Here is a 26,216-nt window from a genome sequence, read left to right as displayed (position 1 = left end):
TGAAGCAGAAGTCCGCTCACTCGTCGTCCCGAAGGGTCGCCGGCCGGCCCGAGGACACCGTCGACACGCCGGGGGTTGTGTCCCGAACCCCGCGGCCCTACTCTGCGGAAAGCGCTTTCGCGCATGCTCGTTCCGAACAAGGAGGCTCGGATGTCGACGAAGATCGTCAGGCTCACCACGATCGCGGCAGGCGCCGCTCTCGTCCTCGCCGCGTGCGGCGGCTCGGACGACTCGGGCGGCGGTGAGGACACCGACGACCCCATCGTCATCGGCGTCTCGCTGCCGCTGACGGGCGACTTCGCCGAGCCCGGGCTCGGCGTGCAGCGGGGCTACGAGGCATGGGCCGAGATCATCAACGACAACGGCGGACTGCTCGGCCGGCAGGTCGAGCTGCAGATCCTCGACGACGCCTCGGACGCCGCCCGCGTGGTCGCCGACTACGAGTCGCTGATCGCCCAGGAGGAGGTGGACCTCGTCTTCGGCCCGTTCTCCACCCGCCTCGTCGTGCCCGCCTCCCGCGTGGCGTCGGAGTACGGGATGCTCTTCGTCGAGCCGGCGGCCGCGGCCGCCGAGGTCTTCGAGCAGGGCTTCGAGAACATCTTCTACGCGGCCCCCGCGATCGCTCCCGACCACTACAACCACCTCCTCGAGGCCATCGAGGCCATGCCGGAGGAGGAGCGCCCGCAGACCGTCGCCGTCGCCGCCATGGACGACCCGTTCGCGCAGGGGACCGCCTACGGCCTGCGGGACGGGCTCGAGGAGATGGGGCTGGAGATCGTCGTCGACGAGGTCTACCCGCCCAACGCGACCGACTTCTCCGGCATCGCCGCCCAGATCGCGTCCGCCGACCCCGACGTCGTCATCGGCGGCACGCAGTACCAGGACGCGGTCAACCTCATCCTCGCGCTGCAGCAGCTCGACTACCAGCCGCGCCTGGCCGCCTTCTCCACCGCGCCCACGAACCCCGAGTTCGTCGAGGCCATCGGCGGCAACGTCGAGGGCATCATCGCCCCGACCGGCTACACGCCCGAGTCCGAGTACCCCTCCAACGCGGAGTTCGTCGAGGCCTACACCGAGATCCACGGCCACGCGCCCGGCGAGGACGAGGCCAACGCGTACACGACCGGCCAGGTCGTCGCCGCCGCCGTCGAGGCCGTGGGCTGCGCCGAGCAGGGCGACTGCCAGCAGGAGCTCATCGACTGGCTGCACGAGAACTCGGTCGACACGATCGTCGGCACCCTGTCCTGGGACGAGGCCGGCCGGCCCGACGGCGCGCACCTGATCCAGCAGTACGTCGACGGCGAGATCGCCATCGTCCTGCCCGAGGAGACCGCCACGACCGAGCTCGTCTACCCGAAGCCGGAGTGGTGACCGGATGGTCTCCGGACCCCTGCTCTTCCAGACCCTCATCCTGGGGATCCTGCTCGGTGGCCTCTACGCGCTCCTCGCGGCCGGCCTCACGATGTACTTCGGCATCATGCGCGTGGTCATGCTCGCGCACGCCGCGTTCATCGTGCTCTCGGCCTACATCGCCTGGCGCTGGCACGGTGTCACCGGCTGGGACCCGCTCCTGTCGCTGATCGTCACGATCCCGCTGTTCTTCGTCATCGGGTTCGTCATCCAGCGCTACCTGCTCAGCCGGCTCAAGCCGGCGACGATGACGATGATGTCGGTGCTCCTCACCTTCGCGATCGCCCTGGCGATCGAGGGCGGGCTCGGCATGGCGTACTCGGGCACGCAGCGGAGGATCAACCTCAGCTACGGCTCGGACAGCGTCGAGCTGCTCGGCGCGCAGATCCCGGTCGTCCAGATCATCTCGTTCGCGCTCGCCGTCGTCGCCCTCGTGGCGCTGTGGCTCATCCTCCAGCGGACACGGCTGGGGCGTGCGCTGCGCGCCACGATCCAGCACCCGCAGGCGGCCCAGCTCGTCGGCATCGACACGAACAAGATCGCCGGGTTCGGCTTCGGGCTCGGGCTGGCCACGGCTGCCGTCGGAGGTGCCGCGCTGTCCCTCCAGGCGACGATCTACCCGTCGTTGCACTGGCACTGGGTCGGGCCGCTCATGGCGATCATCGTCGTCGGCGGTCTCGGCTCGGTGCCCGGGGCGGCGATCGCCGCCCTCGTCCTCGGCGTCATGCGTCTGCTCCTCGAGCTGCCCGTCGGCTCGACCTGGGCGCAGACGATCTTCTACCTCGCCCTGTTCCTCACGCTGATGTTCCGACCGCAGGGACTGTTCGGAGGCCGCCTTGCGCAAAGATTCTGACACCGTCACCGCACCCGCCCGCGTCACGCGCGCCCCGCACGCCAGCGAGCGCTCCTCCGGACAACGACGCGTCCGCAGCATCGGCGCGATCGTCGTCGTCGTGGCCCTGCTCGCCCTGTGGCCCCTGCTGGCCCCGAACGCCTACATGCTCTCGGCCGGCGTCATCGTGCTCAACTACGCGGTGCTCGCCACCGGGTGGAACATCATGGGCGGGTTCACGGGCTACATCTCGCTCGGGCACATCGCCTTCTTCGGGCTCGGCGCCTACGGGACCGGTCTGATCGTCCGCGACACCGGCATGAACAGCTTCGTCGCGCTCGGCATCGCCGCCCTCATCGTGCTCGTCGTCGCGATCCCGGTCGGGTACGCGGCGCTGCGGGTGCGCGGGGCGTCGTTCGTCATCGTGACGATCGCGCTCGTCCTCGTGCTCCAGCTCGTCTTCCAGTCCTGGCGCTCGTTCACGGGCGGCTCCGAGGGCCTCGTGGTCCCGCGGCCCTTCGACATGCTGCGGCCGGAGATGCACCAGACCTTCTACTTCCTCTTCCTCGGGCTGCTGGCCGTGGCCCTGCTCGTCTGGGCGATGATCGACCTGTCCCAGTTCGGGTCGGGGCTCAAGGGGGTCCGGGAGGACGAGGACAAGGCCGAGTCGCTCGGCATCCCCACCGCGGGGCTCAAGCTCGTGGCGTTCGCGGTATCGGCGACGGTCGTCGGCCTCGCCGGGGGCCTGTACGGCCTGTGGTTCGGCGACCTCGACCCGATCTTCCAGTTCGACGTGGTCCTCAGCTCGCAGGTGGTCCTCATGGCCCTCCTCGGCGGCTCGCGCTTCCTGTTCGGGCCGCTGCTCGGCGCGATCATCGTCGGCTCCGCGCTGGAGTACTTCGTCCTCGAGTTCGGGCAGAGCCAGTTCCACCTCGTCGCCACCGGCATCCTGCTCGCCGTCGTCGTGCTCTTCCTGCCCGACGGCGTCCTCACCGGCGCGCAGAGCCTGTGGCGGCGGTTCCGGCACCGGGGCGAGACCTCGATCCGCGAGATGAGCGCCGAGGAGCTGCGCGCGACCCAGACGGCCTCGGCAGGGTCCTCCGGCTCGTCCGGCTCGGCACCTGTGGCCGGTTCGGCACATGCAGTCGGAGCTTCCGGCGCCACCTCGACCCACGGGCGGAGAACGGCCGACGACGACGAACGACCGGACGCCGAGCAGGCGGACGACGAGGGAGACAACCATGTCCGTGGCTGAGCCCCAGGCACGCACCGCCGAGGGAACGGCGGTCCTGCGCACCGAGAGCCTGTCGAAGTCGTTCGGCGGCGTCCACGCCGTGGCCGACGCGTCGGTGACCTTCCTCGACGGGAGGATCAACGGCCTCATCGGGCCCAACGGGTCCGGGAAGACGACCTTCTTCAACTGCGTGACGGGCATGATCAAGCCGGACTCCGGACGCGTGCTCCTGCACGAGAAGGAGATCACCCGGTGGGCCCCCCACCGGATCGCCCGGGCGGGCCTCGGCCGCAGCTTCCAGCTGTGCCGGGTCTTCCCCCGGATGACCGTGCTGGAGAACATGCTCGTCGCCGTCCAGCCGCGCACGCTCGGCCAGTACCTCGGCGGGAGCACGTCGCCCGCCACGGTCGAACGGGCGCGCGAGATGCTCGCCCGGGTGGGCATCGACCACCTCGAGCGCTCGGAGGCCCGGGACATTTCCTACGGGCAGCAGAAGCTCCTCGAGCTGGGCTCCACGCTCATGGCCGACCCGCCGTTCGTCATGCTCGACGAGCCGGCCGGTGGCGTGAACCCCTCGCTCATCGAGCGGATCGCCACGCTCGTGCGGGAGCTCAACAAGGAGGGGACGACCTTCCTCATCGTCGAGCACAACATGGACCTCATCATGAGCCTGTGCGACCACATCGTCGTGTTCGACCGGGGTGCCCCGATCGCCGACGGCCCCCCGTCGGTCGTCAAGACCGACCCTCGAGTCCTGGAGGCCTACCTTGGCGTCTGAGTCCGACATCATCCTCGACCTCGACCACATCGAGGCCGGCTACGGGAAGGCCGCGCTCGTCCTGCGCGGCCTGTCGATCCAGGTCCCCCGTGGGACGGTGGTCTGCCTCGTCGGCCCGAACGGCGCGGGCAAGTCGACCGTGCTCAAGGTCGCCAGCGGCCTGCTCACGCCCCGCTCGGGCACGATCCGCCTCAACGGCGAGGACGTCACCGGCAAGGGCCCGCAGCCGCTGCTGCGGAAGGGGCTCAGCCACGTCCTCCAGGGCCACTCCGTGTTCAAGGAGATGACCGTCGAGGAGAACGTCATGCTCGGCGGGTACTCGGTCAAGGACCAGGGTTCGCTGAGCGAGCGCGCCGACTTCGTGCGCGAGATCTTCCCCGTGGTCGCCGAGAAATGGTCGACCGTCGCCGGCGTGCTCTCGGGCGGTCAGCAGAAGCAGGTCGAGTTCGCCCGCGCGCTCATGGTGCGGCCCGACGTCGTCCTGCTCGACGAGCCCTCGATGGGCCTGGACCCCAAGCGCACGACCGTCGTGTTCGAGGAGGTCGCGCGGATGCGCGACGCCGGTGTGGCCGTGCTCCTCGTCGAGCAGAACGCACGGCGCGCGCTCGAGATGGCGGACATCGGGTGCGTCCTCGACCTGGGCACCGTGTTCGCCACGGGGCCCGCGCGCGAGCTGCTCGCCGATCCCAAGCTGAGCGACCTCTACCTCGGCGGCCGGCCGGCCGCCTGAGGCGCGGGCCCCGCAGGTCGGGGCGGGGCCCCGCAGGTCCGCCTGCCGAGGTGGGTTCTCCGCCTGCCGGCGCGGGTGCTCCGCCGCCCGCCGGGACCAGCCCCACGGTGCGGTCCCGGCGGGCGTTCACGGGAGGTCTGGGTTAGCGTCGCGGCGATCCGGTCGCGGCGAGGGTCCGCGCGAGAGCACGAGGAGGGGCGATGGTCGAGCAGGGGGCTGGACGACCCGCGGCACCACGCGCGGGCGGACGGGGCCGCGTCACCCTGTCCCAGGTGGCCCAGGAGGCGGGCGTGTCCCTCGCGACCGCCTCGCGCGCCATCAACGGCAGCTCCGAACGCCGGGTCCGGGAGGACCTCCGGGAACGCGTGCTCGACGCGGCGCAGCGGCTCGACTACTCCCCCGACGCCAACGCCCAGGCCATGGCCCGCGGCCGGACCGACACCGTCGGCCTCATCGTCCAGGACATCGCCGACCCGTACTTCTCCGCGATCGCCGCCGGCGTCATCAACGCGGCCGACGAGGCAGGCTGCGTCGTCACCCTCGCGACGACGCACCGCGACCCGGTGCGTGAGCTCGAATTCATCGCCACCCTCCAGAACCAGCGGGCGCGCGCGATCATCATCGCCGGTGGCCGCGTGGAGGACGCCGCCGTCAACGAACGCCTGCGGGACGTCCTCGCGACCTACCAGGACCGCGGCGGCCGCGTGGCCCTGGTCGGTCAGCCCCTGCCCGGCCTCAGCACCGTGGTCCCGGACAACGCGCGCGGCAGCGCCGAGCTCGCCCGGGCGCTGCACGGCCTGGGCTACCGCGACGTCGGCATCCTGGCCGGCCCCGACTGGCACACGACGGCGCGCGACCGGCAGGCCGCCTTCCGCGACGCGCTGGCCGAGCGCGGCGTCGAGGTCCCGGACGACCGGGTCGTCCCCGGCGACTTCACCCGCGACGGCGGGCACGCCGCAATGACCACCCTGCTGCGCGGCGAGGGCACACCGCGCCTCGTCTTCGCCGTCAACGACGTCATGGCGGTCGGCGCGATGTCCGCCGTCCGCGAGGCGGGCCTCGACGTGCCCGGCGACGTCGCCGTGGCGGGCTTCGACGACATCACCACCCTGCGGGACGTCGCGCCCGGCCTGACGACGGTGGCCCTGCCCATGGTCGAGATGGGCCGGCTCGCCGTCCCCCTGGCGCTCGACCTCGCCGACGGTCCCCGCGAGGTGCCCGTCGGCGCGTCCGTCGTCCTGCGCGAGTCCACGCCGCGGATCGACTGAGGAGCCCGAGGGCGCGCTCACCCGCACCCTCGACAGGCGGGGCACCCTCACCCGCACCCTCGACACGCGGGGCGCGCACACGCGCACTCTCGACACCTCACGAAGCACCCTCACCCGCACCCTCGACACGCGGGGCACCCTCACCCTCACCTTCGACACGCGGGGCGCGCACACGCGCACCCTCGACACCTCACGAAGCACCCTCACCCGCACTCTCGACACCTCGCGGGCGTGGACCTCGTTGACACCCGGTGCCCCGCCCCATAATCTGGAAAGCGCATTCCGCCCCGCACTCGATGGAGAGACCATGACCACTCGCACCCTCCGTATCGCCATGAACGGCATCACGGGACGTATGGGCTACCGCCAGCACCTCGTCCGCTCGATCCTCCCGATCCGGGACGCCGGGGGCGTCCGGCTGAGCGACGGGAGCCTCGTCCAGGTCGAGCCCGTGCTCGTGGGCCGGAACGCCGACAAGGTCGCGGAGCTGGCGCGCCGGCACGGGGTCGAGCACTGGACGACGGATCTCGGGTCGGTCCTCGCCGACCCGTCGATCGACGTGTACTTCGACGCGCAGGTCACCTCCCGCCGGGTCGAGGCGATCACGGCCGCCCTCGACCGGAGCAAGCACGTCTACACGGAGAAGCCGACGGCGGAGACCCTCGACGAGGCGGTCGAGCTCGCGCGCCGGGGCGACGAGGCGGGCGTGACCATCGGCGTGGTCCACGACAAGCTCTACCTCCCGGGCCTGGTCAAGCTCCGCCGCCTGGTCGACGAGGGCTTCTTCGGCCGGATTCTCTCGATGCGCGGCGAGTTCGGCTACTGGGTGTTCGAGGGCGACGTCCAGCCCGGTCAGCGGCCGTCGTGGAACTACCGCAGCGAGGACGGCGGGGGCATCACCACGGACATGTTCTGCCACTGGAACTACGTCCTCGAGGGCATCGTCGGCACGGTCGACACCGTGACGGCGCGGACCGTCACCCACATCCCCTCCCGCGTGGACGAGCAGGGGGCGACCTACACCGCCACCGCCGACGACGCCGCCTACGGGATCTTCGACGTCACCACCCCCGGCGGCGACCCCGTGGTGGTCCAGATCAACTCCTCGTGGGCGACCCGCGTCCACCGCGACGAGCTCGTCGAGTTCCAGGTCGACGGCACCCACGGCTCGGCAGTCGCGGGCCTGCACTCGTGCGTGGCCCAGCAGCGCGCCCACACGCCCGCCGCCGTGTGGAACCCGGACCTGCCCGTCACCGAGTCCTACCGCGACCAGTGGCTCGACGTGCCCGCCAACGCCACGCTCGACAACGGCTTCAAGGCCCAGTGGGAGGAGTTCCTCGACGACGTCGTGGCCGGCCGACCGCACCGCTACGACCTGCTGTCCGCCGCGCGCGGGGTGCAGCTCGCCGAGCTCGGCCTGCGCTCCTCGGCCGAGGGCCGGCGCCTCGACGTCCCGGTCGTCTCGTTCGACACGGCGCACGGGTCCGCCCCCGCGCCGGCCGCGCCCGCGGAAGCGGCCCGATGACCGGCACCGGCACCGGCACAGGCACCGGGCCGGGCGTCACGCTGCCCGGCGCCGACGGCACCCTGGAGGACCACCGGCTCGCGCCGGCCCGGGGCTGGGACCGCCCGTCGGCCCCGTTCACCTCGCGGGTGGCCTACGCGGCCGCCCACGTCGTCCCCGTCGTCACCGCAGAGACCGCCCCGGGCGCGCCCGCGGTCCTCGACTGGGACTCGACGCTGGGTTTCCGGCACCACCTGTGGTCGCTCGGACTCGGGGTCGCCGAGGCGATGGACACGGCGCAGCGCGGCATGGGGCTGGACTGGCCGGCCGCGGCCGAGCTCATCCGCCGCTCGTCGGCCGAGGCCGCCTCCGTGGGCGGCACGATCGCCTGCGGCGCCGGCACGGACGAGGTGCTGCCGGCCCAGGTCGACGGCGCGGACCCGGCCGGCGCGCTGCGCACGGTGACCGACGCCTACCGCGGCCAGCTCGACGTGGTCGGCGAGGCCGGCGCCCGGCCGATCCTCATGGCGTCCCGCGCGCTCGCCGCCGCCGCCCGCGACGCCGACGACTACCGCTCGGTCTACGCCGACCTCCTGTCCCGCTCGTCGGCGCCGGTCATCCTCCACTGGCTCGGCGAGGCGTTCGACCCGCAGCTCGCCGGCTACTGGGGGCACGACGACCCGTACGCGGCCGCCGAGGTCCTCCTCGACCTCGTGCGTGAGCACCGGGGCGCGGTCGACGGCATGAAGATCTCGCTTCTCGACGCGGACCTGGAGATCTGGGTCCGGGAGCGCCTGCCCGAGGGCGTGCGGATGTACACAGGTGACGACTACAACTATCCCGACCTCGTGGTCGGCGACGAGCGCGGGCACTCGGACGCGCTCCTCGGGATCTTCGCCGCCATCGCTCCGGCCGCGTCCCACGCCCTGAGCGCCCTCGACGCCGGGGACACCGCGGGTGCGCACGCCACGCTGGCTTCGACGCAGGCGCTCGGACGACACGTGTTCGCCGCCCCGACCTTCTACTACAAGACGGGCGTGGCCTTCCTCGCGTGGCTCAACGGCCACCAGCCCGGCTTCCAGATGGTCGGCGGCCTCCAGTCGGGCCGCTCGGTCCCGCACCTCGTCGAGCTCGTCCGCCTGGCCGACGCCGCCGGGCTGCTCACCGACCCCGACCTCGCCGCCGCGCGGATGACCCGCTTCCTCGACGTCGCCGGGATCGGGGCCGGACGATGAGCGCCCCGGACCTGTCCCGGCTCTCCCTCAACACCGCCACGACGAAGCGCTGGACCCTCGAGGAGGCCGTCGAGGGCGCGGTGGCCGCGGGGATCCCCGCCCTCGGGCTGTGGCGCGACCGGGTCGCCGAGGCCGGGCTCGAGCGCGCGGCCCGGCTCGTGCGCGAGGCGGGCCTGCGCGTCTCCTCGCTGTGCCGCGGTGGGTTCCTCACCGCGGCCGACGACGACGGGAGGCGCGCCGCCCTGGCCGACAACCGCGCCGCGATCGACGAGGCGGCCGCCCTCGGCACCCGCGAGCTCGTCCTCGTCGTCGGCGGGCTGCCCGCGGCCACCGGCCCCAACGGCCCGCCGTCGGCCGGCGGCGACAGGGACCTCGTGGCCGCCCGCGCCCGGGTGGCCGACCGGATCGCCGAGCTCTCGGAGCACGCTGCCGGCAGCGACGTACGCCTCGTGCTCGAGCCCTTGCACCCCATCTTCGCGGCCGACCGCGCGGTGCTCTCCACCCTGCGCCAGTGCCTCGACCTCGCGGCCCCCTTCGCACCCGGGACCGTCGGCGTCGTCGTCGACACCTACCACGTGTGGTGGGACCCGGACCTGCGCGAGCAGGTCGCCCGCGCCGGCGCCGAGGGACGCCTCGCGTCCTACCAGGTGTGCGACTGGAACCTCCCGATCGCCGCCGACCCGCTGCTCTCCCGCGGTTTCCCCGGGGACGGGTTCGTCGACTTCGCCACCATCACGGGCTGGGTCGCCGACGCCGGGTACACGGGCGACGTCGAGGTCGAGATCTTCAACCAGGAGATCTGGGACGCGCCCGGCGACTCCACGCTGGCCACGGTGGCCGCGCGCTACGCCGAGCTCGTCGAGCCCCACCTGCACCGCTGAACATCGCTCGACGGCGGCGCAGCCGCGCGCTGCGTCGTCGTCCGGCGTGCTCGTCCAGGGCGACGGATCCGCGTCAGAGCTCGAGGACGTACAGGGCGGACCGGCTGGTCGGGACGTAGTCGAGGCTCGTGTACAGCGCCATCATCGAGTGCGGCTCCGGATGGTCGACGTCGAGCGAGAAGTCGACGTCGACGTCGAGCCCCGCGTACTCCATGCCGTCGGCCGCGTACGCGCGCATGACGGCGCTCAGCAGGGCGCTGCCCACGTGCTTGCCGCGCCACTCCGACAGCACGCCGAGGACCTCGGTGTACCCCTCGGTCCAGCCCAGCGCCTCCCAGTCCTGCTCGTACCTGCTGGACACGACGTAGCCGGCGACCTTCGCGCGGTCCGAGGACCGGTCGAGGGCGACGAAGCTCCAGCCCGGCTCGAAGGCCGTCGCCTCCGGGCCCCACAGCTCGGCGCCGCGCTCCATCGCGCCCTCCGGCTGGTCGGCGAACGCCCGGCCGTGGGCACGCCGCACCTGGTCGGCGAGCTCGGGCGTCCAGGGCTCGACAGACACGTACGGGGGCAGCGGGATCGTCGGGATGTCGAGCGACAGGCTCCGGCGCATCTGGACGTACCAGCGCCGGGGCCGGAACCCGTGCTCCTCGAGCAGCGCGCTGAGATCCGACTCGCTCTCGTCGACGTGGACGACGACGGCGCCACGCTCGGCCCCCGACTCAGCGAGCAGCGCCTGCGAGGTCGCCACCTGCCAGCCGACGAGCGCGGCGCCCGCGCCCTTGAGCCGCAGCGCGTCGTCGACCCCGCCGGAGCAGGTGAACGAGGGCATGCCGTCGACGACCTCGCCCTTGGGTCGCACCAGGCCGAACGCCCGCAGCACGCCCTCGGCGTCGTCCCCGGCGACCGCCCGGTAGCCCTCGCGGGCGGCGAAGTAGCTCTCGACCTCCTCGGCAGAGGTGCGCAGCGGGGTGCCGTCGGCCGACTCGATGCGGGAGACGAGGGCGGCGAGCTCGGCTGCGCGCGGCGCGTCGAGCACCGACCACGTGAGCCCGTCGACCGCCCGCGGCAGGAGCCGGTCGGTCGACCCGGTCGAGGGGTCGGGCTCGGCGAGGACGTGCATGGCCACGGTCTCGCCGGAGGGACGCCGGGTCGAGGTGCGCAGGCCCGTCAGTGCGGCGCGCAGCCCGCGCCCGGGAGGCTGGCTCACAGCACCACCGCGAACGTCCGACCCGGCGCGCCGGGTTCGGGGGCGAAGCCGGCAGCCGCACAGAGGCGACGGCGGTCGCTCTGGTGCGGGTCGACCTCGATGACGATGCGAGCCGGCCCGGCGGGTGCGGCGTCGGCGAGGAGCTGACGCGCTCGGTCGTCCTGCCAGCCGAGCAGGGCCTTGCCGATGCCCAGCCCGCGCCTGCCCGGGTCGATCGTCGCGCGCAGGCGGACCTCCGCGCCGTCGCCCTGGAGCGTGAGGACGAGCGCCGCCGCCGCGCGCAGGATCCCGTCGGCGTCGAACCCGCCGAGGGTGTCGCCGGCGTCGGCCGCGGCCGAGAGCAGCCGGTCGACGTCGGCCCGGGTCGTGCGCGTCCCGCGGGAGTCGACGGCGTCGGAACGGTCCCACAGCGCCGCGACGTCCGCCCCGTCGTCGGCGGCGAGGGTGCGCCAGCGCAGGCCCAGGTGGGGACCCGGGACCGCGGCGGAGGCCGGCGGGTCGAACCGGCGCGCGAGCTGCGCGGCGGACCCGGCCGAGGACACGATCATGCCCGGAAGTCTACGTCGCCGTGTCGCCGGGCCCGAGGACTCCCCCGCCTCAGGCGTCGATCCGCTCACGGTCGACCGCGGCCGCACCGGCCACGATGAAGTCCTTGCGCGGCGCGACCTCGCTGCCCATGAGCAGCTCGAAGACGGACTCGGCGCGGGCCACCGCCTCCTCGTCGGCCCCCGTGATGCGTCGCAGCGTGCGGCGCGCGGGGTCCATCGTGGTCTCGGCCAGCTGGTCGGCATCCATCTCACCGAGGCCCTTGTACCGCTGCGGGGTCGACCGCAGGTTCTTCCCGGCCTTGTCCAGCTTGGCGAGCAGGCGGGCGAGCTCGGCGTCGGAGTAGGTGTAGTGGACCTCTCCCTTGCGCCCGCCCGAGCCCGCGACCTCGACCCGGTGCAGCGGCGGGACCGCGGCGAAGACGCGGCCCGCCTCGACCAGCGGCCGGCAGTACCGGAAGAAGAGGGTGAGCAGGAGGGTGCGGATGTGGGCGCCGTCGACGTCGGCGTCCGTCATGAGGACGATCTTCCCGTAGCGGGCGAGGTCGAGGTCGAACGTGCGCCCCGACCCGGCCCCGATGACCTGGAAGATCGTCGCGACCTCGACGTTGTTGAGGATGTCCGCGGCCGAGGCCTTCTGGACGTTGAGGATCTTGCCCCGGATCGGCAGCAGCGCCTGGAACTCCGAGCTCCGCGCCCGGCGCGCGGTGCCGAGAGCGGAGTCGCCCTCGACGATGAACAGCTCGGAGCGCTCGACCTCCTTGGAGCGGCAGTCGACGAGCTTGGTCGGCAGCGACGAGCTCTCGAGGGCGTTCTTCCGTCGCGAGATGTCCTTCTGCGTGCGGGCGGCGACCCGCGCACGCATCTCGCCGACGATCTTCTCCAGCAGGGCGTTCGACTGCGACCGCTGCGCGGCCTTCGTCGAGGTGAGCAGGTCCGTGAGCTCGGCCTCCACCACCTTCGCCACGACCTGCCGGACCTGCGCGGTCCCGAGGACCTCCTTGGTCTGCCCCTCGAACTGCGGCTCGGGCACGCGGACCGAGACCACTGTGGTGAGGCCGGCGAGGACGTCGTCCTTCTCGATCCGGGGGTCCTTGGCGGTGACCTTGAGCCGACGCGCGGACGCCTCGATCTGCTTGCGGGCCACCTTGAGGACGGCCTGCTCGAAGCCGGCCACGTGCGTGCCGCCCTTGGGGGTGGCGATGATGTTGACGAAGCTGCGGGCGGTCGTCTCGAACCCCGTGCCCCAGCGCAGCGCGACGTCGACCTCGCAGACCCGCTCGACCTCGACGGGCCGCAGGTGGCCCTTGCCGTCGAGCTGCTGGATCGTCTCGGTGAACGCGCCCTGACCGGTCAGGCGCCACACCTCGGTCACCGCGGTGTCCGGAGACAGGTACTCGACGAAGTCCGCCGTACCGCCGTCGTGCCGGAACTCCTCGGTCGTGTGCTCCTCGGGGTCCGACGCGCGGCGGTCGGAGACCACGATCGTCAGGCCCGGGACGAGGAAGGAGGTCTGCCGGGCGCGACCGAGCACCTCCTCGAGGCTGAACTCGGCCGTGGCCGGGAAGATCTGTGGGTCCGCCCAGTACCGCACGCGCGTCCCGGTGACACCACGGCGCACCTTGCCGGTGACCTCCAGGCTCGACGCCTTCTCGAACGGCTGGAAGTCGGCGTCCGCCGAGGGGCCCGCGGCCGGGTCGTCGAACGTGCCGGGCTCACCGCGGCGGAACGTCATCCGGTGGGTCTTCCCCCCGCGGTCAACCTCGACGTCGAGGCGCGCCGAGAGCGCGTTGACCACCGACGCTCCGACGCCGTGCAGTCCGCCCGAGGTCGCGTACGACCCCGAGTCGAACTTCCCACCCGCGTGGAGCTTGGTGTAGACGACCTCGACACCGGACAGCCCGACGCCGGGGACCTCGTCGACCGGGATGCCTCGTCCGTCGTCGCGGACCTCGACCGAGGAGTCCGGGTGCAGGACGATCTCGATGCGGGTCGCGTGCCCGCCGAGGCCCTCGTCGACCGAGTTGTCGACGATCTCCCACAGGCAGTGCATGAGGCCCCGACCGTCGGTCGAGCCGATGTACATGCCCGGTCGCTTGCGCACGGCGGCCAGTCCCTCGAGGACCGACAGGTGCCGTGCCGAGTACTCGGCGGCGGAGGTGGGATTCACCGAAGGATCGTACGGCGGGGCCGCCCGACGGGCGCGGAGGCGTGGCCGACGGGCGCGGAGGCGCGGTCGACGGTCGCGGAGGCGCGGTCGACGGCCGGTGACCGGGGCGACACGCGGCTACGCCGGGGGCGAACTCCCCCGCCACCTCGGCACAGAACGGGGTCCGGGATGATTACATGCCGGTGTGACCACGACAGCGACCGAACCCCAGCTCACCGCCGCCGACCGCTGCGACGCCTGCGGCGCACAGGCCTACGTCCGCGTGACCCTGCGCTCCGGCTCGCTCCTGTTCTGCGCGCACCACGCCCGCCGCCACGCCGACAAGCTCGACGAGGTGGCCACGAAGATCCACGACGAGAGCGACCGTCTGCTCAGCGCGGACGCCTGACCCGGCACGCCCCGAACGGCTGCCGCCCCGCGCGGGGCGGCAGCCGTTCGTCGTCCCGGGTGCAGCGGCCCGCCACAGATGATTCGATGCCCCGGTGGACAGCGACTCGATGAAGGACCAGGTCGACCAGGTCAAGGACCAGGCCGACGAGGTGGCCCAGGACGCTCAGGACTCCGCGCGTGGAGGGTGGCTCCACCGGCTCGGCCAGGTCGGCTTCGCCGCCCAGGGCGTCGTGTGGTTCGTCGTCGGCTGGATCGCCATGGGCCTCGCGATCGGATCCGGCTCCTCCGAGGACTCGACCGCCTCGGGAGCGATCGAGGAGATCGGCAGCACGCCGCTCGGCGCCGCCCTGCTCGTCGTCATGGTGCTCGGCCTGCTCTGCTACGTCGTCTGGCAGCTCGTCCTCGCGGTCGTCGGGCACCCGGACGAGCACGGGTCCTCGGACCTGGCGCGGCGGATCGGTTCGGCCGCCAAGGGGGTCGTCGCCGCTGCGCTGGCGGTGACCGGCGTCGTCGTCCTCATGCGCGGCAGCTCCGGGTCGGGGAACACCGAGGAGCAGGGTGCGCAGACCCTCCTGTCCCAGCCGGGCGGGCAGATCCTGCTCGCGTGCGTCGGCGGCGCCGTCGTGGCGGTCGGGCTGTGGTGGATCTGGACCGGCGCCACGGAGCGGTTCGCCAAGAAGCTCGACCCGCGCGTCGACCGGAAGGTGCTGCTCGCCGGCCGCGTCGGGCACGCGGCACGCGGGTTCGCCTTCACCGTCCTCGGCGTCCTCGTGGCGCTCGCGGCGCTGCGGTCGGACCCGGACCAGGCCGGTGGCACCGACACCGCGCTCGTCACCATCCTCGGCTGGCCCGCGGGCCCGGTGCTCGTCGGCGCGATCGCGGTGGGCCTCATGCTCTTCGGCGTGTTCCACGTGCTCGCCGCGCGGCACGTCGTCAAGGACTGAGCCGGACCGACAGGTCCTGACGGGCCCGACCGGAGGGGGCGGGCCGGACCGACCTGCCGAAACGCTGTCCGGGTGCCGCCCGAGCCCCTAGCCTGGGGGCCGTGCTCCCCACCAGGACCCCGCGCCGGCTTGGCGCTCTCGCCGCCGTGTCCGCCCTCGCCACCCTCGCAGCGCTCACGGCCCCCGCCTCGCCCACGGCGGCCACCGGGGAGGTCGGCGGATCAGGGACCGAGTTCTTCCTCGACGACGACCTCGACGGCGTCACCGACCGGCACCTCGTCTACGGCCGCGCCGACGACGACGTCCTGACCGGCGACTGGGACGGGAACGGCACCGACACGCTCGCGGTGCGCCGCGGCCAGGTGTACCACCTGCGCAACACGCTGACCTCGGGGCCGGCCGACCGGCAGATCGCCTACGGCCGGGCGGCCGACGTCGTCCACGTCGGCGACTGGGACGGGGACGGCACCGACACCCTCGCCGTGCGGCGCGGGAACCGGTACTTCCTCTCCGACACCCTCACCTCCGGCAACGCCGAGATCGAGCTCGACTACGGCCGCGCCGGGGACACCGTCCTCGTCGGCGACTGGGACGGGGACGGCACCGACACCCTCGCCGTGCGGCGCGGGAACCGGTACTTCCTCTCCGACACCCTCACCTCCGGCAACGCCGAGATCGAGCTCGACTACGGTCGCGCCGGGGACACCGTCCTCGTCGGCGACTGGGACGGGGACGGGACGGACACGCTCGCCGTGCGCCGCGGCACCGAGCTGCACGTGAGCACCACGCTGGCCGGCGGGAACGCGGACCGCACGATCTCCTTCGGCCGCACGGACGACACGGCCTTCGCCGGCGACTGGGACGGGAACGGCGCCGACACCTTCGGCCTGCGGCGCCCCGCGGCCGCCCCGACTCCCCCGCCACCGCCTCCGACGCCGCCCACCAACGGGGGGCTCGTCGGTGCACCGCCGTGGTCCGGGTCGGGCACCTTCGCGGTCGTCCCGGGCTCCGTGCCCGCCCCGAACGACTCCGCGCGGACGGTCCGCGTGCGGATCGAGACCGAGCGCGGCATCTCCGTGGTGCGCCCCGAGTTCGCCGACCTCGTCATGACCACCCTCAACGCCTCGCGCGGGTGGGGGCGCCACGGCGCGGTCTCGTTCGCCCGGACGGACGGGCCCGCCGACGTCGTCCTCCGCCTGACCTCGCCCGCCACGGTGGACCGCCTGTGCTACCCGCTCAACACGAACGGGTACACCTCGTGCCGCGTGGGGACGTCGGTGGTCATCAACGCGAACCGCTGGGCGTACGGCGCCGCGCCGTTCACGAACGCGGGTGGCTCGTTGACGAGCTACCGCGACTACGTCGTCAACCACGAGATGGGCCACTTCCTGGGCCACGGACACGTGCGCTGTCCCGCGCCGGGACGGCCGGCTCCCGTCATGCAGCAGCAGACGCTCGGCATGCAGGGGTGCATCCCCAACGGGTGGCCCTACCCCTGATCCCCCTCGCTCGCGCGCGTCGCGGCGGGTCAGCGGTACGGCAGCATGACGCCATGGACATGCTCCGCCATGCCGGGCACGCGCTGCCGCGCGTGCTACGCACGCCCGACGAGCGCCCGCACGCCTGGGAGGGTGTGGCCTACATGGCGGGCGCCGAGCGCTTCGGTCCGCGGCCGAGGTTCGACCTCGGGTCGCCGCTGGACATGCTGCTCGGCCTGCCGACCGACTACACCGCCGATCTCGCGGACTCGGTGGTCACGGGCGTGTCCCTCATAGGTTGGCCGGACTGTCTCGCCACCGAGGTGCGCGACGCGATCGACCGCTGCGAGACGTTCCCGTACCTCCTCGTCACGTCCCACCGGGTGGTCCTCACGACGAATCCCCTCGAGAGCGCACCCGAGATCCTGTGGGACCTGCCGCGCGACGTTGTCCGCGGTGCCCGACGCCGAGGCCGACTGCTGCAGGCCGGTCGGGTCGAGCTCGTCCTCGCCGACGGCTCCTTGCTTCGCGTCATGCTCGGGCTCGTGCTCACCGGGGCCGCACGCCGGCTCGTCGTCGCGTTCGCGACCACCGCGCGGCCCTGGGGTCCGCCGTGGCCCGGCGCGCGACCCGACCGACCCCGACCGCCAGGTACCTGACCCCTGTGCCTGACCGGCGCCGCACGCGCCGCTGTGCCACGCTGGACTACGCCCGACCGAGCGAGACGAGGAGTCCCGAGATGGAGCAGCGCGAACCAGGCTGGCACCCGGACCCGTGGCAGGAGGGCCTCGAGCGTCGATGGGACGGCACACGATGGACCGCCGACGTCCGGGAGCCCGGGACGGCCGGCCCCGACGAGTACCCGGCTGCGGGCCCCGAGCAGTACGGCGCCTCCGCCGCGCCCACCCCGGCCGGCGAGCGGCCCGCCTCCGACCCGTACGGCATGAACGGGCCGGACGCCTCCGGCGCCCCTGGCGACGGGTCAGGCGGCTACGGCGACGCGTTCGGCGCCGACGGCGCCGAGCCGCCGCCCTCGCGGATCTCCGATGCCGAGCGGGCCGTCGCGGCCCACGAGGGCCGGGAACCCGGGCCGACGATGGCGGGCCTCCCCTTCGGACGGTACGACGACGACCCGCAGTCCCGGCGGACGACCAGCTTCCTCATCAAGGGGCTGTGGGGCGTGACGATCGCCTTCGGCGTCCTGCTCGCCATCTGGGGCGTGATGACACTCTTCTAGGCGGCGCCGGAGCTCGACCGCCCGTCGTCGGCCTCCGTGGCGCGTGGCGTCCGTGCCGGAACGCCCGATATCTGTACCGGCCGGGGATGCCGACGGGCCCGGGCCGCACGATGAGGTGCGACACGGGCCCGTCGGGTCGGTCGTTCGGTCGGGGTCAGTCCAGGTAGTCGCGCAGGACCTGGGAGCGGCTCGGGTGACGGAGCTTCGACATCGTCTTGCTCTCTATCTGCCTGATGCGCTCGCGGGTGACCCCGTAGACCTTGCCGATCTCGTCGAGGGTCTTGGGCTGGCCGTCCTGGAGGCCGAACCGCATGGAGACCACGCCGGCCTCCCGCTCTGAGAGCGTGTCGAGCACGGCGTTGAGCTGCTCCTGCAGGAGCGTGAAGCTCACGGCCTCGGCGGGCACGACGGCCTCGGAGTCCTCGATGAGGTCACCGAACTCGGAGTCGCCGTCCTCGCCGAGCGGGGTGTGCAGGGAGATGGGCTCGCGGCCGTACTTCTGGACCTCGACGACCTTCTCCGGGGTCATGTCGAGCTCCTTGGCGAGCTCCTCGGGCGTGGGCTCGCGGCCCAGGTCCTGGAGCATCTGCCGCTGGACGCGGGCGAGCTTGTTGATGACCTCGACCATGTGCACGGGGATGCGGATGGTGCGGGCCTGGTCGGCCATGGCGCGGGTGATGGCCTGACGGATCCACCAGGTCGCGTACGTGGAGAACTTGTAGCCCTTGGTGTAGTCGAACTTCTCGACCGCGCGGATGAGGCCGAGGTTGCCCTCCTGGATGAGGTCGAGGAACAGCATCCCGCGACCCGTGTACCGCTTGGCCAGGGACACGACGAGTCGCAGGTTCGCCTCGAGGAGGTGGTTCTTCGCGAGGCGGCCGTCGTTCGCGATCCACTGCAGCTCCCGGGAGAGCTTGCGCTCCATCTCGGGCTCCTGGGCCAGGCGCTCCTCGGCGAACAGGCCGGCCTCGATGCGCTTGGCGAGCTCGACCTCCTGCTCGGCGTTGAGGAGGGCCACCTTGCCGATCTGCTTGAGGTAGTCCTTGACCGGGTCCGCGGTCGCGCCGGCGGTGACGACCTGCTGGACGGGCTGGTCGTCGTCGTCGGAGTCCGAGACCACGAACCCGCTCGCGGTCGTCTCCTCCTTGCCGGACTTCCCGTCCTTCGTGGAGGACGCGTCCGGGACGACGGCGAGCTTGCCGCGGCGCGAACCACGGGTTGCGGACTGCGCCGGGGCCGGCTCCTCGGCGTGGTCCTCGTCAGAGGCATCGTCCGTGTCGGCGCCGTCGGTCTCGTCGTCCGAGTCGTCGGCCTCGTCGGCGCTGTCGGTGTCCGCCGTGCCGGTCTCGTCCACGAGCTCCGACTCGTCGACGTCCTCGGGGGTGGTCGTCGTCTCCTCGGTCTCCTCGACCTCGTCCGCCGGCTTCGCGGCCTTCGCGCCACGCATCGGAGCGGCCGCGGTGGTGGTCTTCTTCGCGGCGGTCGACGACTTCGCCGTGCTGCCCGACCTCGCGGCGGTGGTCGACGACTTCGCGCTGGACGTCTTCTTCGCCGTGGTCTTCTTCGCGGCGGTCGTGGACGAGGTCGTCTTCTTCGCCGCGGGCTTCTTCGCGGTGGTCTTCTTGGCGGTGGTCTTCTTGGCAGGTGTCTTCGCCGCGGGGGTGGTCGTGCTCGTGCCCGTCGCAGGCTCAGTAACGTCGGTACTCATCGGTAGGGGGCCTTTCGCCGGGGGTGGGGGCGTCGTGGTCTCAACACGCCCGTCGCGCCGCATGTTCCATGCCGACCCGCAGAACGAGCCCGGGGCGGCGCGCGCCGTCCCTACAATTATAGCCGACACAGACATTACACCCTTGTCGGCGTCGACGCACCTCCGGCTGCGCGCCGACGCCGACGGGGCGTCAGTCGGTCCCCTGATACGCCCCTCAGACCTGGGCGAACGCCTCCGGGGGCGGGCACGAGCAGACGAGATTCCGGTCCCCGAACGCGCCGTCGACGCGCGCCACCGGCGGCCAGTACTTGTCCTCCTCGCCGGCCGGGAACGCGGCCTCGGCGCGCGTGTAGGGGTGCGTCCACTCCCCTGCCAGACGTGCGGCGGGGTGGGGGGCGTTGACGAGCGGGTTGTCGACCGCCGGCCACCGCCCCTCGGCCACCGCCCGCGCCTCGGCCTCGATGGCGAGCATCGCGTCGACGAACCGGTCGATCTCCGGCAGGTCCTCGGACTCGGTGGGCTCGACCATGAGGGTGCCGGGCACCGGGAAGCTCATCGTCGGCGCGTGGAAGCCGAAGTCGATGAGGCGCTTGGCGACGTCGTCGACCGTGATGCCGGTCGCGGACTTGAGCGGGCGCAGGTCGAGGATGCACTCGTGCGCGACGGCGTCCCCCGGGCCGCGGTAGAGCACCGGGAACGTGTCGCCGAGCCGCGCCGCCACGTAGTTCGCCGCGAGCACGGCGTCCTCGGTGGCGCGCCGCAGCCCGTCCGCACCCATGAGCCGGATGTACGCCCACGTGATCGGCAGGATCGACGGGGAGCCGTAGGGAGCCGCCGACACCGCCCCGTCCGCGCGCAGGTCGCCCTGCGCGAGCGGGTGCCCGGGCAGGAACGGCGCCAGGTGGGACTTGGCGGCCACCGGCCCCACGCCGGGTCCGCCGCCCCCGTGTGGGATACAGAAGGTCTTGTGCAGGTTGAGGTGGCTGACGTCGCCGCCGAACTCGCCGGGCCTGGCATGGCCCAGCAGCGCATTGAGGTTGGCGCCGTCGAGGTAGACCTGGCCCCCGTGCTCGTGCACGACGTCGCACACCTGCCGCACGTGCTCCTCGTAGACGCCGTGCGTGGACGGGTAGGTGAGCATGATGGCCGCGAGGTCGTCGGCGTGGGACGCGGCGAGCTCGGTGAGCGCGTCGATGTCGATCGAGCCGTCCGACGCGGAGGGGACGACCACGACCGACAACCCGGCGAGCACCGCCGAGGCCGCGTTCGTCCCGTGCGCGGACGCCGGGACGAGGCAGACGGTGCGTCGCTCGTCCCCGCGGGACCGGTGGTAGCCGCGGATGGCAAGGAGCCCGGCGAGCTCGCCCTGGGAGCCGGCGTTGGGCTGGAGCGACACCGCCTCGTACCCCGTGAGGGCGGCGAGCCAGCCCTCGAGGTCCTCGACGAGGCGCAGGTAGCCGGTCACGTCCTCCGCGGGCGCGAACGGGTGGACCGCGGCGAAGCCCGGCCAGCTGATCGACTCCATCTCTATCGCGGCGTTGAGCTTCATCGTGCACGAGCCCAGCGGGATCATGCCGCGGTCGAGCGCGTAGTCCTTCGCCGCGAGCCGCGTGAGGTAGCGGAGCATCGCGGTCTCGGAGCGGTGCGCGGAGAACACCGGGTGCGTGAGGAACTCGGTCGTCCGGCGCATCGACGCGGGGACGCCCGTGCCGTCGGTCGGGTCGCCCGGCGCGGTCGGCCCGGCCCCGCCGGCGGGCTCGGACCCACCCGCAGGCGCGGCCCGGCCGGCGCCCTCCCCCGGCGTCCGGTCCTGCCCGACGACGACGCGCACCACCGTGTCGAGGTCGCCGGCCGTCGTCGTCTCGTCGGTGGAGATGCGCAGGGTGTCGGCGTCCTCGACCCACAGCCACACCCCGTCCGCCGACGCGGCGGCGGCGAGCTCGGCGGCCCGCCCGGGGACGCGGACCTCGACGGTGTCGAACCGGCCGCCGACCGCGACGTCGGCGCCGCCCGCCCGGAGGCGGGAGGCGAGCTCGTTCGCCGACCGGGCGGCGTGCGCGGCGATCTCGGTGAGTCCCTCGGGGCCGTGGTAGACCGCGAACGACGAGGCCATGACCGCGAGCAGCACCTGAGCGGTGCAGATGTTGCTCGTGGCCTTCTGGCGGCGGATGTGCTGCTCGCGGGTCTGGAGGGCGAGCCGGTGGGCGGGCCGTCCGTCGGCGTCGACGGAGACGCCGACGAGCCTGCCCGGCAGCTGTCGCTCGAGGCCCTCGCGCACCGACATGAAGCCCGCGTGGGGACCGCCGAAGCCCATCGGCACGCCGAGTCGCTGGGAGGAGCCGACGGCGACGTCGAACCCCAGGTCGCCGGGCGCCGTCATCAGCGTGCACGCGAGCAGGTCGGTGGCGGCGATCGCGAGTGCCCCGGCGGCGTGGGTGGCCTCGACGACACCGCGCAGCACCTCGGCGTCGGGGATGCGTCCCGAGGCCCCGGGGACCTGGACGACGACCCCGGCGACGCCCTCGAGGTCCGGGAGCTCCCCGGCCGAGAGGTCGGCGGGGACCAGCTCGATGCCGACGGGCTCGGCCCGGGTGGCCAGCACGGCCGCGGTCTGCGCGAACAGGTCGGTGTCGACGACGATGCGCGGGCCGGCGCCCTTGACGGCGCGGCGCGCGAGCAGCATCCCCTCGGCCACGGCCGTGGCCTCGTCGAGCATCGACGCGCCGGAGACCGTGAGGCCCGTGAGGTCCGAGACGAGGGTCTGGAAGTTGAGCAGCGCCTCGAGCCTGCCCTGGGAGATCTCGGGCTGGTAGGGCGTGTAGGCCGTGTACCAGGAGGGGTTCTCCAGCACGTTCCGCCGGATCACCGCCGGGGTGTGGGTGCCGTAGTAGCCCTGGCCGATCATCGACCGCCGCACGGTGTTGGTCGCCGCCATCGCACGGAGCTCGGCGGCGACCTCGGCCTCGCTCGCCGCCGCCGGGATCGGCAGCTCGGCGGCGAGGGTCTCGGCGTCGTCCCGGATGCTCGGGGGCAGGGCGCGCGCCATGAGGTCGGCCGACGACGAGGCGCCCACCGCGGCGAGCATCGTCTCGCGCGCGGCGGCGCCCGCGCCGAGGTGGCGGTCGACGAAGGGCCTCACTTGGCGGCCTCGTCGGCGAGCGCGGCGTACCCGGCGGCGTCGAGCAGGTCGGACGGCAGCTCGCCGACCGTGATCTCGTAGAGCCACCCCTCGCCGTGGGGGTCGTTCGTGATGAGCGCCGGGTCGGCGTCCGCGGCGTCGTTGACCGCGGTGACCTCGCCGGTGGCGGGGGCGACGAGGTCGGAGACCGACTTCGTCGACTCGACCTCTCCGCAGGCCTCGCCGGCCGTCACGGTGTCGCCGACCTCGGGCAGGTCGACGTACACGGCCTCGCCGAGCGACTCCGCGGCGAACCTGGTCAGCCCGACCCTGGCGGTCGCGCCGTCGACGGCGATCCACTCGTGCTCTGCGGTGTACTTCCGGTCCTCGGGGTAGCTGCTCACGGCGGTCTCCTTCGGGTACGTGGCGGATCGGGACGAGTCTGACGGGGACAGGTGGGGCGAACGGGAGGAGGCGGGTGAGGAGGGGACGTCGCGGGTGCGGCGCGACCGGTCGACGTCAGGACGGGCGCTTGTAGAACGGGGTCTCGACGACGGTCATCGCCTGCCGACGCCCGCGCACGTCGGCCTCGGCGGCCGTGCCGGGCTCGAGGGGGCGATCGACGAGGGCGAGCGCGATCGGGTGGCCGAGGGTCGGGGAGAGCGCCCCGGAGGTCACCGTCCCGACCTCCACGTCCCCCACGAGCACTGCGGACCCCGCGCGCGCGGCGCGACGGCCCTCGCCGGACAGCGCGACGAGCGCCCGTCCGGTCGGGCGCTCACGCGCGGCCTCCACCGCCGCGCGGCCGACGAACGCGTGCTCCTCGGTCAGGTCGACGAGCCGGGTGAGGCCGACCTCGTCCGGGCCCGTGGACCGGGAGAGCTCGTTGCCGTAGAGCGGCATGCCGGCCTCGAGGCGCAGCGTGTCGCGGGAGGCCAGCCCGGCCGGGACGAGGCCCTCCTCGGCGCCGGCCACGAGCAGGGCGTCCCACACCGAGCGGGCGTGGGCGGCACCGAGCATGAGCTCGTAGCCGACCTCCCCGGTGTAGCCGGTGCGCGCGACGAGGAGGTCGACGCCGGCCACCGTCGCGCGCCGCGCCCGGTAGTACCGCAGCGTGTCGAGATCGTCGTCCGTGACGGACGCGAGGATCGCCGGCGCCTGCGGACCCTGGACCGCGATCAGGGCGCGGGCGGTGGTGCGGTCCTCCACCGAGACGTCGGCGACGCCCTCGGCCCGACGGGTCAGCTCGTCGACGACGACGAGCCGGTTGGCGGCGTTCGCCACGACGAGGAACTCGTGCTCGCCGAGGCGGTACACGACGAGGTCGTCGACGATGCCCCCGTCGGGGTCGAGCATGACCGAGTACCTCGCCCGCCCGACCTCGGCGGTCGAGGGGCGGGTGACGAGCGCCCGGTCGAGCGCCTCCCCGGCACCCGGGCCCTCCACGACGACCTGGCCCATGTGGGAGAGGTCGAAGAGGCCCGCCGCGGTGCGGACCGCCCGGTGCTCCTCGAGCTCGGAGCTGTAGCGCAACGGCATGTCCCAGCCGGCGAAGTCGGTCATCGAGGCGCCGGCGTCCAGGTGGGCGACGTGCAAGGGGGTGTGCTGGACGTCCTGCTCGGTCACGGCGGTCCTCAGGTGCGACGGTGCGGCGGGTGGGCTGCGCCCTCCAGCGTACGGCGCCGGGGACGCGGCCGGGCGGGATCAGGGATGGACGACCAGCACGGGGCACGGCGACTCGAGCAGGACGTGCTGGGCGCCGGAGCCGAGGCTGAGGGTGCCCGTCGGTGCGCGGCGCGTCAGGCCGAGGACGACGAGCCGGGCCTGCGTGTCCACGGCCGCCTGCACGATCTCGTGCCCGGCGTCCCGCCCCAGCCCGACGTACCGGATCTCGTAGGCGAGGTCCGCCTCGTCGAGGCGGGCGCGGGCGGCGTCCGCATCGACCTCGACGACCGTCTGCGTGTCCACCTCGGTCCGCGCACGGGTGAGGACGACGACGACCCGCTCGTCCCGCTCCGTGGCGGCGGCGATCGCCTCCGAGAGCGCGGCCTCGCCCTCGGGCGTGGCCAGGTACGCGACGACGACGTGCATCGGGTCCTCCTCCGCGCGGCCACCCGTGCGGTGCGCGCCAGGACGACGCTACCCGGACGTCCCGGGCGACGCCTGCCACCGCAGCGCGCTCGGCGCGGCCCGCGCCGTCCTCACGTGGTCCCCGAGCGCCCGTCGCCCCGCTCGATCTCGTCGATCAGCTCCTCCGTGTACATCTGCAGGCACCGGTCGTCGGTCGGCGGACCACCGAGCCACCACGACCCGTCGGGGCCGTCCTCCTCGATGTCCGAGAGATCGTCGAGGTCGGGGTGCCCGCCGGGCTCGTCGAGGAACGGCGACGGACCGAACCAGTCGTCCGCGTCATCCTCGAGCGCGTCATGCCGGGCTGCCGGCGGGATCGCCCCGGATGCCTGCACCTCGAGCACGAGGCGGGCGAGGCTGTACTCCGGCCGATCCTCGAGCGCGAGCTCGGCGAGCACGGCCGCGCGCGCCCCCTCCCCGCGGCGCCACGCCAGCAGGGCGAGGAGCGCCGACGTCGGCGCCACGACCCCCGAGGGGGCGAACCTGGCCAGCACCTCGAGCGGTCGGCGACGGTCGGCGGTCTCGATGGGACCACCCGTCCACAGCTGCCCGACGAGCTCGGGCTCCGTCAGCAGCTCGACCGGCATGCCCGTCCCGACGAGCACGCGCGTGAGCACGGCGTCACGGACGCCCGGCCGCTCGAGGCCGAGGAGGAGCCGGGCGAGCAGCTCCCGGTCCCGCCCGCTCAGCCCCTGGTCGGGACGGAGCCTGCGGGTCACGAGCTCGTCGTACGCGCGCACGGTCAGCACCACCCCCGGCAGACGCCGCTGCATCCGGTCCGCGAGCGCGTCGAGCAGGAGGCTCCCGGTCGCGGAGTCCGGCTCGCGCGCGATCCCCAGGTCAGCCCGACCCGCGACTGGCGCCGAGCCCGTGAGCACGAGCTCGGTCACGGCCCGTGCGTGCCCCAGCTCGTCGAGCGGGCGCGGACCCGACCGGTCCTCGAACGGCGCGTGCCCCGGGAGGCGCTGCCACCCGTCGCGCGCCACGACCCACGCGCCGACGCGAGGGTCGTCGAGCTCGCGGACCCTCCGGACCGCGGTGAGCACGACCGGCGACTCGCACGCGTCCCTCAGCGGGAGGTCGGTGTGCACGACCGCGGCGTAGATGCCGAACCTGTCGCGGGCGAACCGGGAGATCACACCGGAGACGTAGGGCTGCCCGCCGGGGCCGCCCGCCTCGGTCAGCTCGAGCCGCGCGGCCGGTCCGACCCCGGGAGGCCCCGGCGGCATCGGCACCGTGAGCAGCGAGAGGGACTCCTCGGGCACGAACCCGAAGAGGTGCGGGACGGCGCCGACCAGGTCGGCGTCGCAGGACAGTCGGAGCGTCGTTGGCGTCATGCGAGCACGCTGGCAGCCGGCTCCCACCGCCCGGAGCGGCCCTGTGCACAGCACCGCCGCACGGCGACCTGTGGACTCGC

Annotated in this window: 23 protein-coding genes; 14 read left to right on the top strand and 9 right to left on the bottom strand. The window is 73.4% G+C overall.

Annotated elements, in window-relative coordinates; all coding sequences use genetic code 11:
* The first annotated feature begins 150 nt into the window (after positions 1–150).
* The 9 genes from ACZLMO_RS08000 to ACZLMO_RS07960 all read left to right on the top strand — a co-directional run bounded on the left by ACZLMO_RS08000 (position 151) and on the right by ACZLMO_RS07960 (position 9,872).
* A complete protein-coding gene (locus ACZLMO_RS08000) occupies positions 151–1,371 on the top strand; it encodes an amino acid ABC transporter substrate-binding protein (protein WP_425713351.1) in 1,221 nt (406 codons plus the stop codon).
* 4 nt (positions 1,372–1,375) lie between these two features.
* On the top strand, positions 1,376–2,263 hold the full coding sequence (locus tag ACZLMO_RS07995; protein WP_463653417.1) for a branched-chain amino acid ABC transporter permease: 888 nt from the start codon (positions 1,376–1,378) through the stop codon (positions 2,261–2,263).
* Positions 2,247–3,497, top strand: a complete 1,251-nt coding sequence (locus ACZLMO_RS07990) for a branched-chain amino acid ABC transporter permease (protein WP_463653416.1) — start codon at positions 2,247–2,249, stop codon at positions 3,495–3,497. The genes ACZLMO_RS07995 and ACZLMO_RS07990 overlap by 17 nt, the downstream gene beginning before the upstream one ends.
* Complete coding sequence (locus ACZLMO_RS07985; RefSeq protein WP_463653415.1) at positions 3,484–4,254, top strand: ABC transporter ATP-binding protein; 771 nt, start codon at positions 3,484–3,486, stop codon at positions 4,252–4,254. Before ACZLMO_RS07990 ends, ACZLMO_RS07985 begins: the two co-directional genes overlap by 14 nt.
* Positions 4,244–4,984, top strand: a complete 741-nt coding sequence (locus ACZLMO_RS07980) for an ABC transporter ATP-binding protein (protein ID WP_425713347.1) — start codon at positions 4,244–4,246, stop codon at positions 4,982–4,984. Before ACZLMO_RS07985 ends, ACZLMO_RS07980 begins: the two co-directional genes overlap by 11 nt.
* 200 nt (positions 4,985–5,184) lie before the next feature.
* Positions 5,185–6,252 carry a LacI family DNA-binding transcriptional regulator gene (locus ACZLMO_RS07975; RefSeq protein ID WP_463653414.1) on the top strand — a complete coding sequence of 356 codons (1,068 nt, stop codon included), beginning with the start codon at positions 5,185–5,187 and terminating at the stop codon, positions 6,250–6,252.
* A 307-nt stretch (positions 6,253–6,559) separates the two neighbouring features.
* Positions 6,560–7,777 carry a Gfo/Idh/MocA family protein gene (locus ACZLMO_RS07970; protein WP_463653413.1) on the top strand — a complete coding sequence of 406 codons (1,218 nt, stop codon included), beginning with the start codon at positions 6,560–6,562 and terminating at the stop codon, positions 7,775–7,777.
* The gene (locus ACZLMO_RS07965; RefSeq protein WP_463653412.1) at positions 7,774–8,991 is read left to right on the top strand and encodes a dihydrodipicolinate synthase family protein; all 1,218 of its coding nucleotides are present in this window, start codon (positions 7,774–7,776) and stop codon (positions 8,989–8,991) included. Before ACZLMO_RS07970 ends, ACZLMO_RS07965 begins: the two co-directional genes overlap by 4 nt.
* Positions 8,988–9,872 (top strand): sugar phosphate isomerase/epimerase family protein, encoded by an 885-nt coding sequence (locus ACZLMO_RS07960; protein WP_463653411.1) that lies wholly within the window; start codon positions 8,988–8,990, stop codon positions 9,870–9,872. The genes ACZLMO_RS07965 and ACZLMO_RS07960 overlap by 4 nt, the downstream gene beginning before the upstream one ends.
* Before the next feature lie 73 nt (positions 9,873–9,945).
* On the opposite strand, the gene ACZLMO_RS07955 is transcribed toward ACZLMO_RS07960, so the two are convergent.
* From ACZLMO_RS07955 to ACZLMO_RS07945, 3 genes are read right to left on the bottom strand one after another with little or no spacing between them, the layout of a single operon-like run.
* On the bottom strand, positions 9,946–11,079 hold the full coding sequence (locus ACZLMO_RS07955; protein ID WP_463653410.1) for a GNAT family N-acetyltransferase: 1,134 nt from the start codon (positions 11,077–11,079) through the stop codon (positions 9,946–9,948).
* Positions 11,076–11,627, bottom strand: a complete 552-nt coding sequence (locus ACZLMO_RS07950) for an N-acetyltransferase (RefSeq protein ID WP_425713341.1) — start codon at positions 11,625–11,627, stop codon at positions 11,076–11,078. The genes ACZLMO_RS07955 and ACZLMO_RS07950 overlap by 4 nt, the downstream gene beginning before the upstream one ends.
* Before the next feature lie 49 nt (positions 11,628–11,676).
* Positions 11,677–13,794 carry a DNA gyrase/topoisomerase IV subunit B gene (locus tag ACZLMO_RS07945; protein ID WP_463653409.1) on the bottom strand — a complete coding sequence of 706 codons (2,118 nt, stop codon included), beginning with the start codon at positions 13,792–13,794 and terminating at the stop codon, positions 11,677–11,679.
* Positions 13,795–13,978: 184 nt separating this feature from the next.
* Between ACZLMO_RS07945 and ACZLMO_RS07940 the strand changes: the two genes are divergently transcribed.
* The 5 genes from ACZLMO_RS07940 to ACZLMO_RS07920 all read left to right on the top strand — a co-directional run bounded on the left by ACZLMO_RS07940 (position 13,979) and on the right by ACZLMO_RS07920 (position 17,843).
* Entirely contained in the window at positions 13,979–14,182 is a 204-nt protein-coding gene (locus ACZLMO_RS07940; protein ID WP_463653408.1) for a DUF7455 domain-containing protein, read from the top strand.
* 94 nt (positions 14,183–14,276) lie between these two features.
* A complete protein-coding gene (locus ACZLMO_RS07935; RefSeq protein WP_463653407.1) occupies positions 14,277–15,128 on the top strand; it encodes a DUF1206 domain-containing protein in 852 nt (283 codons plus the stop codon).
* Positions 15,129–15,229: 101 nt separating this feature from the next.
* On the top strand, positions 15,230–16,627 hold the full coding sequence (locus ACZLMO_RS07930; protein ID WP_463653406.1) for a DUF3152 domain-containing protein: 1,398 nt from the start codon (positions 15,230–15,232) through the stop codon (positions 16,625–16,627).
* Positions 16,628–16,680: 53 nt separating this feature from the next.
* On the top strand, positions 16,681–17,265 hold the full coding sequence (locus ACZLMO_RS07925) for a hypothetical protein (RefSeq protein WP_463653405.1): 585 nt from the start codon (positions 16,681–16,683) through the stop codon (positions 17,263–17,265).
* Positions 17,266–17,345: 80 nt separating this feature from the next.
* A complete protein-coding gene (locus tag ACZLMO_RS07920; RefSeq protein ID WP_463653404.1) occupies positions 17,346–17,843 on the top strand; it encodes a DUF2510 domain-containing protein in 498 nt (165 codons plus the stop codon).
* A gap of 154 nt (positions 17,844–17,997) precedes the next feature.
* On the opposite strand, the gene ACZLMO_RS07915 is transcribed toward ACZLMO_RS07920, so the two are convergent.
* The 6 genes from ACZLMO_RS07915 to ACZLMO_RS07890 all read right to left on the bottom strand — a co-directional run bounded on the left by ACZLMO_RS07915 (position 17,998) and on the right by ACZLMO_RS07890 (position 26,136).
* Positions 17,998–19,551, bottom strand: coding sequence for an RNA polymerase sigma factor (locus tag ACZLMO_RS07915; protein ID WP_463653403.1), 1,554 nt, complete (start codon positions 19,549–19,551; stop codon positions 17,998–18,000).
* 214 nt (positions 19,552–19,765) lie between these two features.
* Positions 19,766–22,690 (bottom strand): aminomethyl-transferring glycine dehydrogenase, encoded by a 2,925-nt coding sequence (gene gcvP, locus ACZLMO_RS07910; protein ID WP_463653402.1) that lies wholly within the window; start codon positions 22,688–22,690, stop codon positions 19,766–19,768.
* Entirely contained in the window at positions 22,687–23,073 is a 387-nt protein-coding gene (gene gcvH / locus ACZLMO_RS07905) for a glycine cleavage system protein GcvH (protein ID WP_425713332.1), read from the bottom strand. Before gcvH ends, gcvP begins: the two co-directional genes overlap by 4 nt.
* 115 nt (positions 23,074–23,188) lie before the next feature.
* On the bottom strand, positions 23,189–24,295 hold the full coding sequence (gene gcvT, locus ACZLMO_RS07900) for a glycine cleavage system aminomethyltransferase GcvT (protein WP_425713331.1): 1,107 nt from the start codon (positions 24,293–24,295) through the stop codon (positions 23,189–23,191).
* A gap of 78 nt (positions 24,296–24,373) precedes the next feature.
* Entirely contained in the window at positions 24,374–24,760 is a 387-nt protein-coding gene (locus tag ACZLMO_RS07895) for a universal stress protein (RefSeq protein WP_425713330.1), read from the bottom strand.
* A 110-nt stretch (positions 24,761–24,870) separates the two neighbouring features.
* Positions 24,871–26,136, bottom strand: a complete 1,266-nt coding sequence (locus ACZLMO_RS07890) for a DUF4192 family protein (RefSeq protein ID WP_463653401.1) — start codon at positions 26,134–26,136, stop codon at positions 24,871–24,873.
* Positions 26,137–26,216: the final 80 nt, after the last annotated feature.

The sequence above is a fragment of the Georgenia sp. G2120 genome (genome assembly GCF_055326485.1).
This window is presented reverse-complemented; position numbering and strand designations above follow the sequence as displayed.

Coding starts and splice junctions, on each gene's coding strand:
- ACZLMO_RS08000 (WP_425713351.1), top strand. CDS start 151: ATGTCGACGAAGATCGTCAGGCTCACCACGATCGCGGCAGGCGCCGCT.
- ACZLMO_RS07995 (WP_463653417.1), top strand. CDS start 1,376: ATGGTCTCCGGACCCCTGCTCTTCCAGACCCTCATCCTGGGGATCCTG.
- ACZLMO_RS07985 (WP_463653415.1), top strand. CDS start 3,484: ATGTCCGTGGCTGAGCCCCAGGCACGCACCGCCGAGGGAACGGCGGTC.
- ACZLMO_RS07975 (WP_463653414.1), top strand. CDS start 5,185: ATGGTCGAGCAGGGGGCTGGACGACCCGCGGCACCACGCGCGGGCGGA.
- ACZLMO_RS07970 (WP_463653413.1), top strand. CDS start 6,560: ATGACCACTCGCACCCTCCGTATCGCCATGAACGGCATCACGGGACGT.
- ACZLMO_RS07965 (WP_463653412.1), top strand. CDS start 7,774: ATGACCGGCACCGGCACCGGCACAGGCACCGGGCCGGGCGTCACGCTG.
- ACZLMO_RS07960 (WP_463653411.1), top strand. CDS start 8,988: ATGAGCGCCCCGGACCTGTCCCGGCTCTCCCTCAACACCGCCACGACG.
- ACZLMO_RS07950 (WP_425713341.1), bottom strand. CDS start 11,627: ATGATCGTGTCCTCGGCCGGGTCCGCCGCGCAGCTCGCGCGCCGGTTC.
- ACZLMO_RS07925 (WP_463653405.1), top strand. CDS start 16,681: ATGGACATGCTCCGCCATGCCGGGCACGCGCTGCCGCGCGTGCTACGC.
- ACZLMO_RS07920 (WP_463653404.1), top strand. CDS start 17,346: ATGGAGCAGCGCGAACCAGGCTGGCACCCGGACCCGTGGCAGGAGGGC.
- ACZLMO_RS07915 (WP_463653403.1), bottom strand. CDS start 19,551: ATGAGTACCGACGTTACTGAGCCTGCGACGGGCACGAGCACGACCACC.
- ACZLMO_RS07895 (WP_425713330.1), bottom strand. CDS start 24,760: ATGCACGTCGTCGTCGCGTACCTGGCCACGCCCGAGGGCGAGGCCGCG.
- ACZLMO_RS07890 (WP_463653401.1), bottom strand. CDS start 26,136: ATGACGCCAACGACGCTCCGACTGTCCTGCGACGCCGACCTGGTCGGC.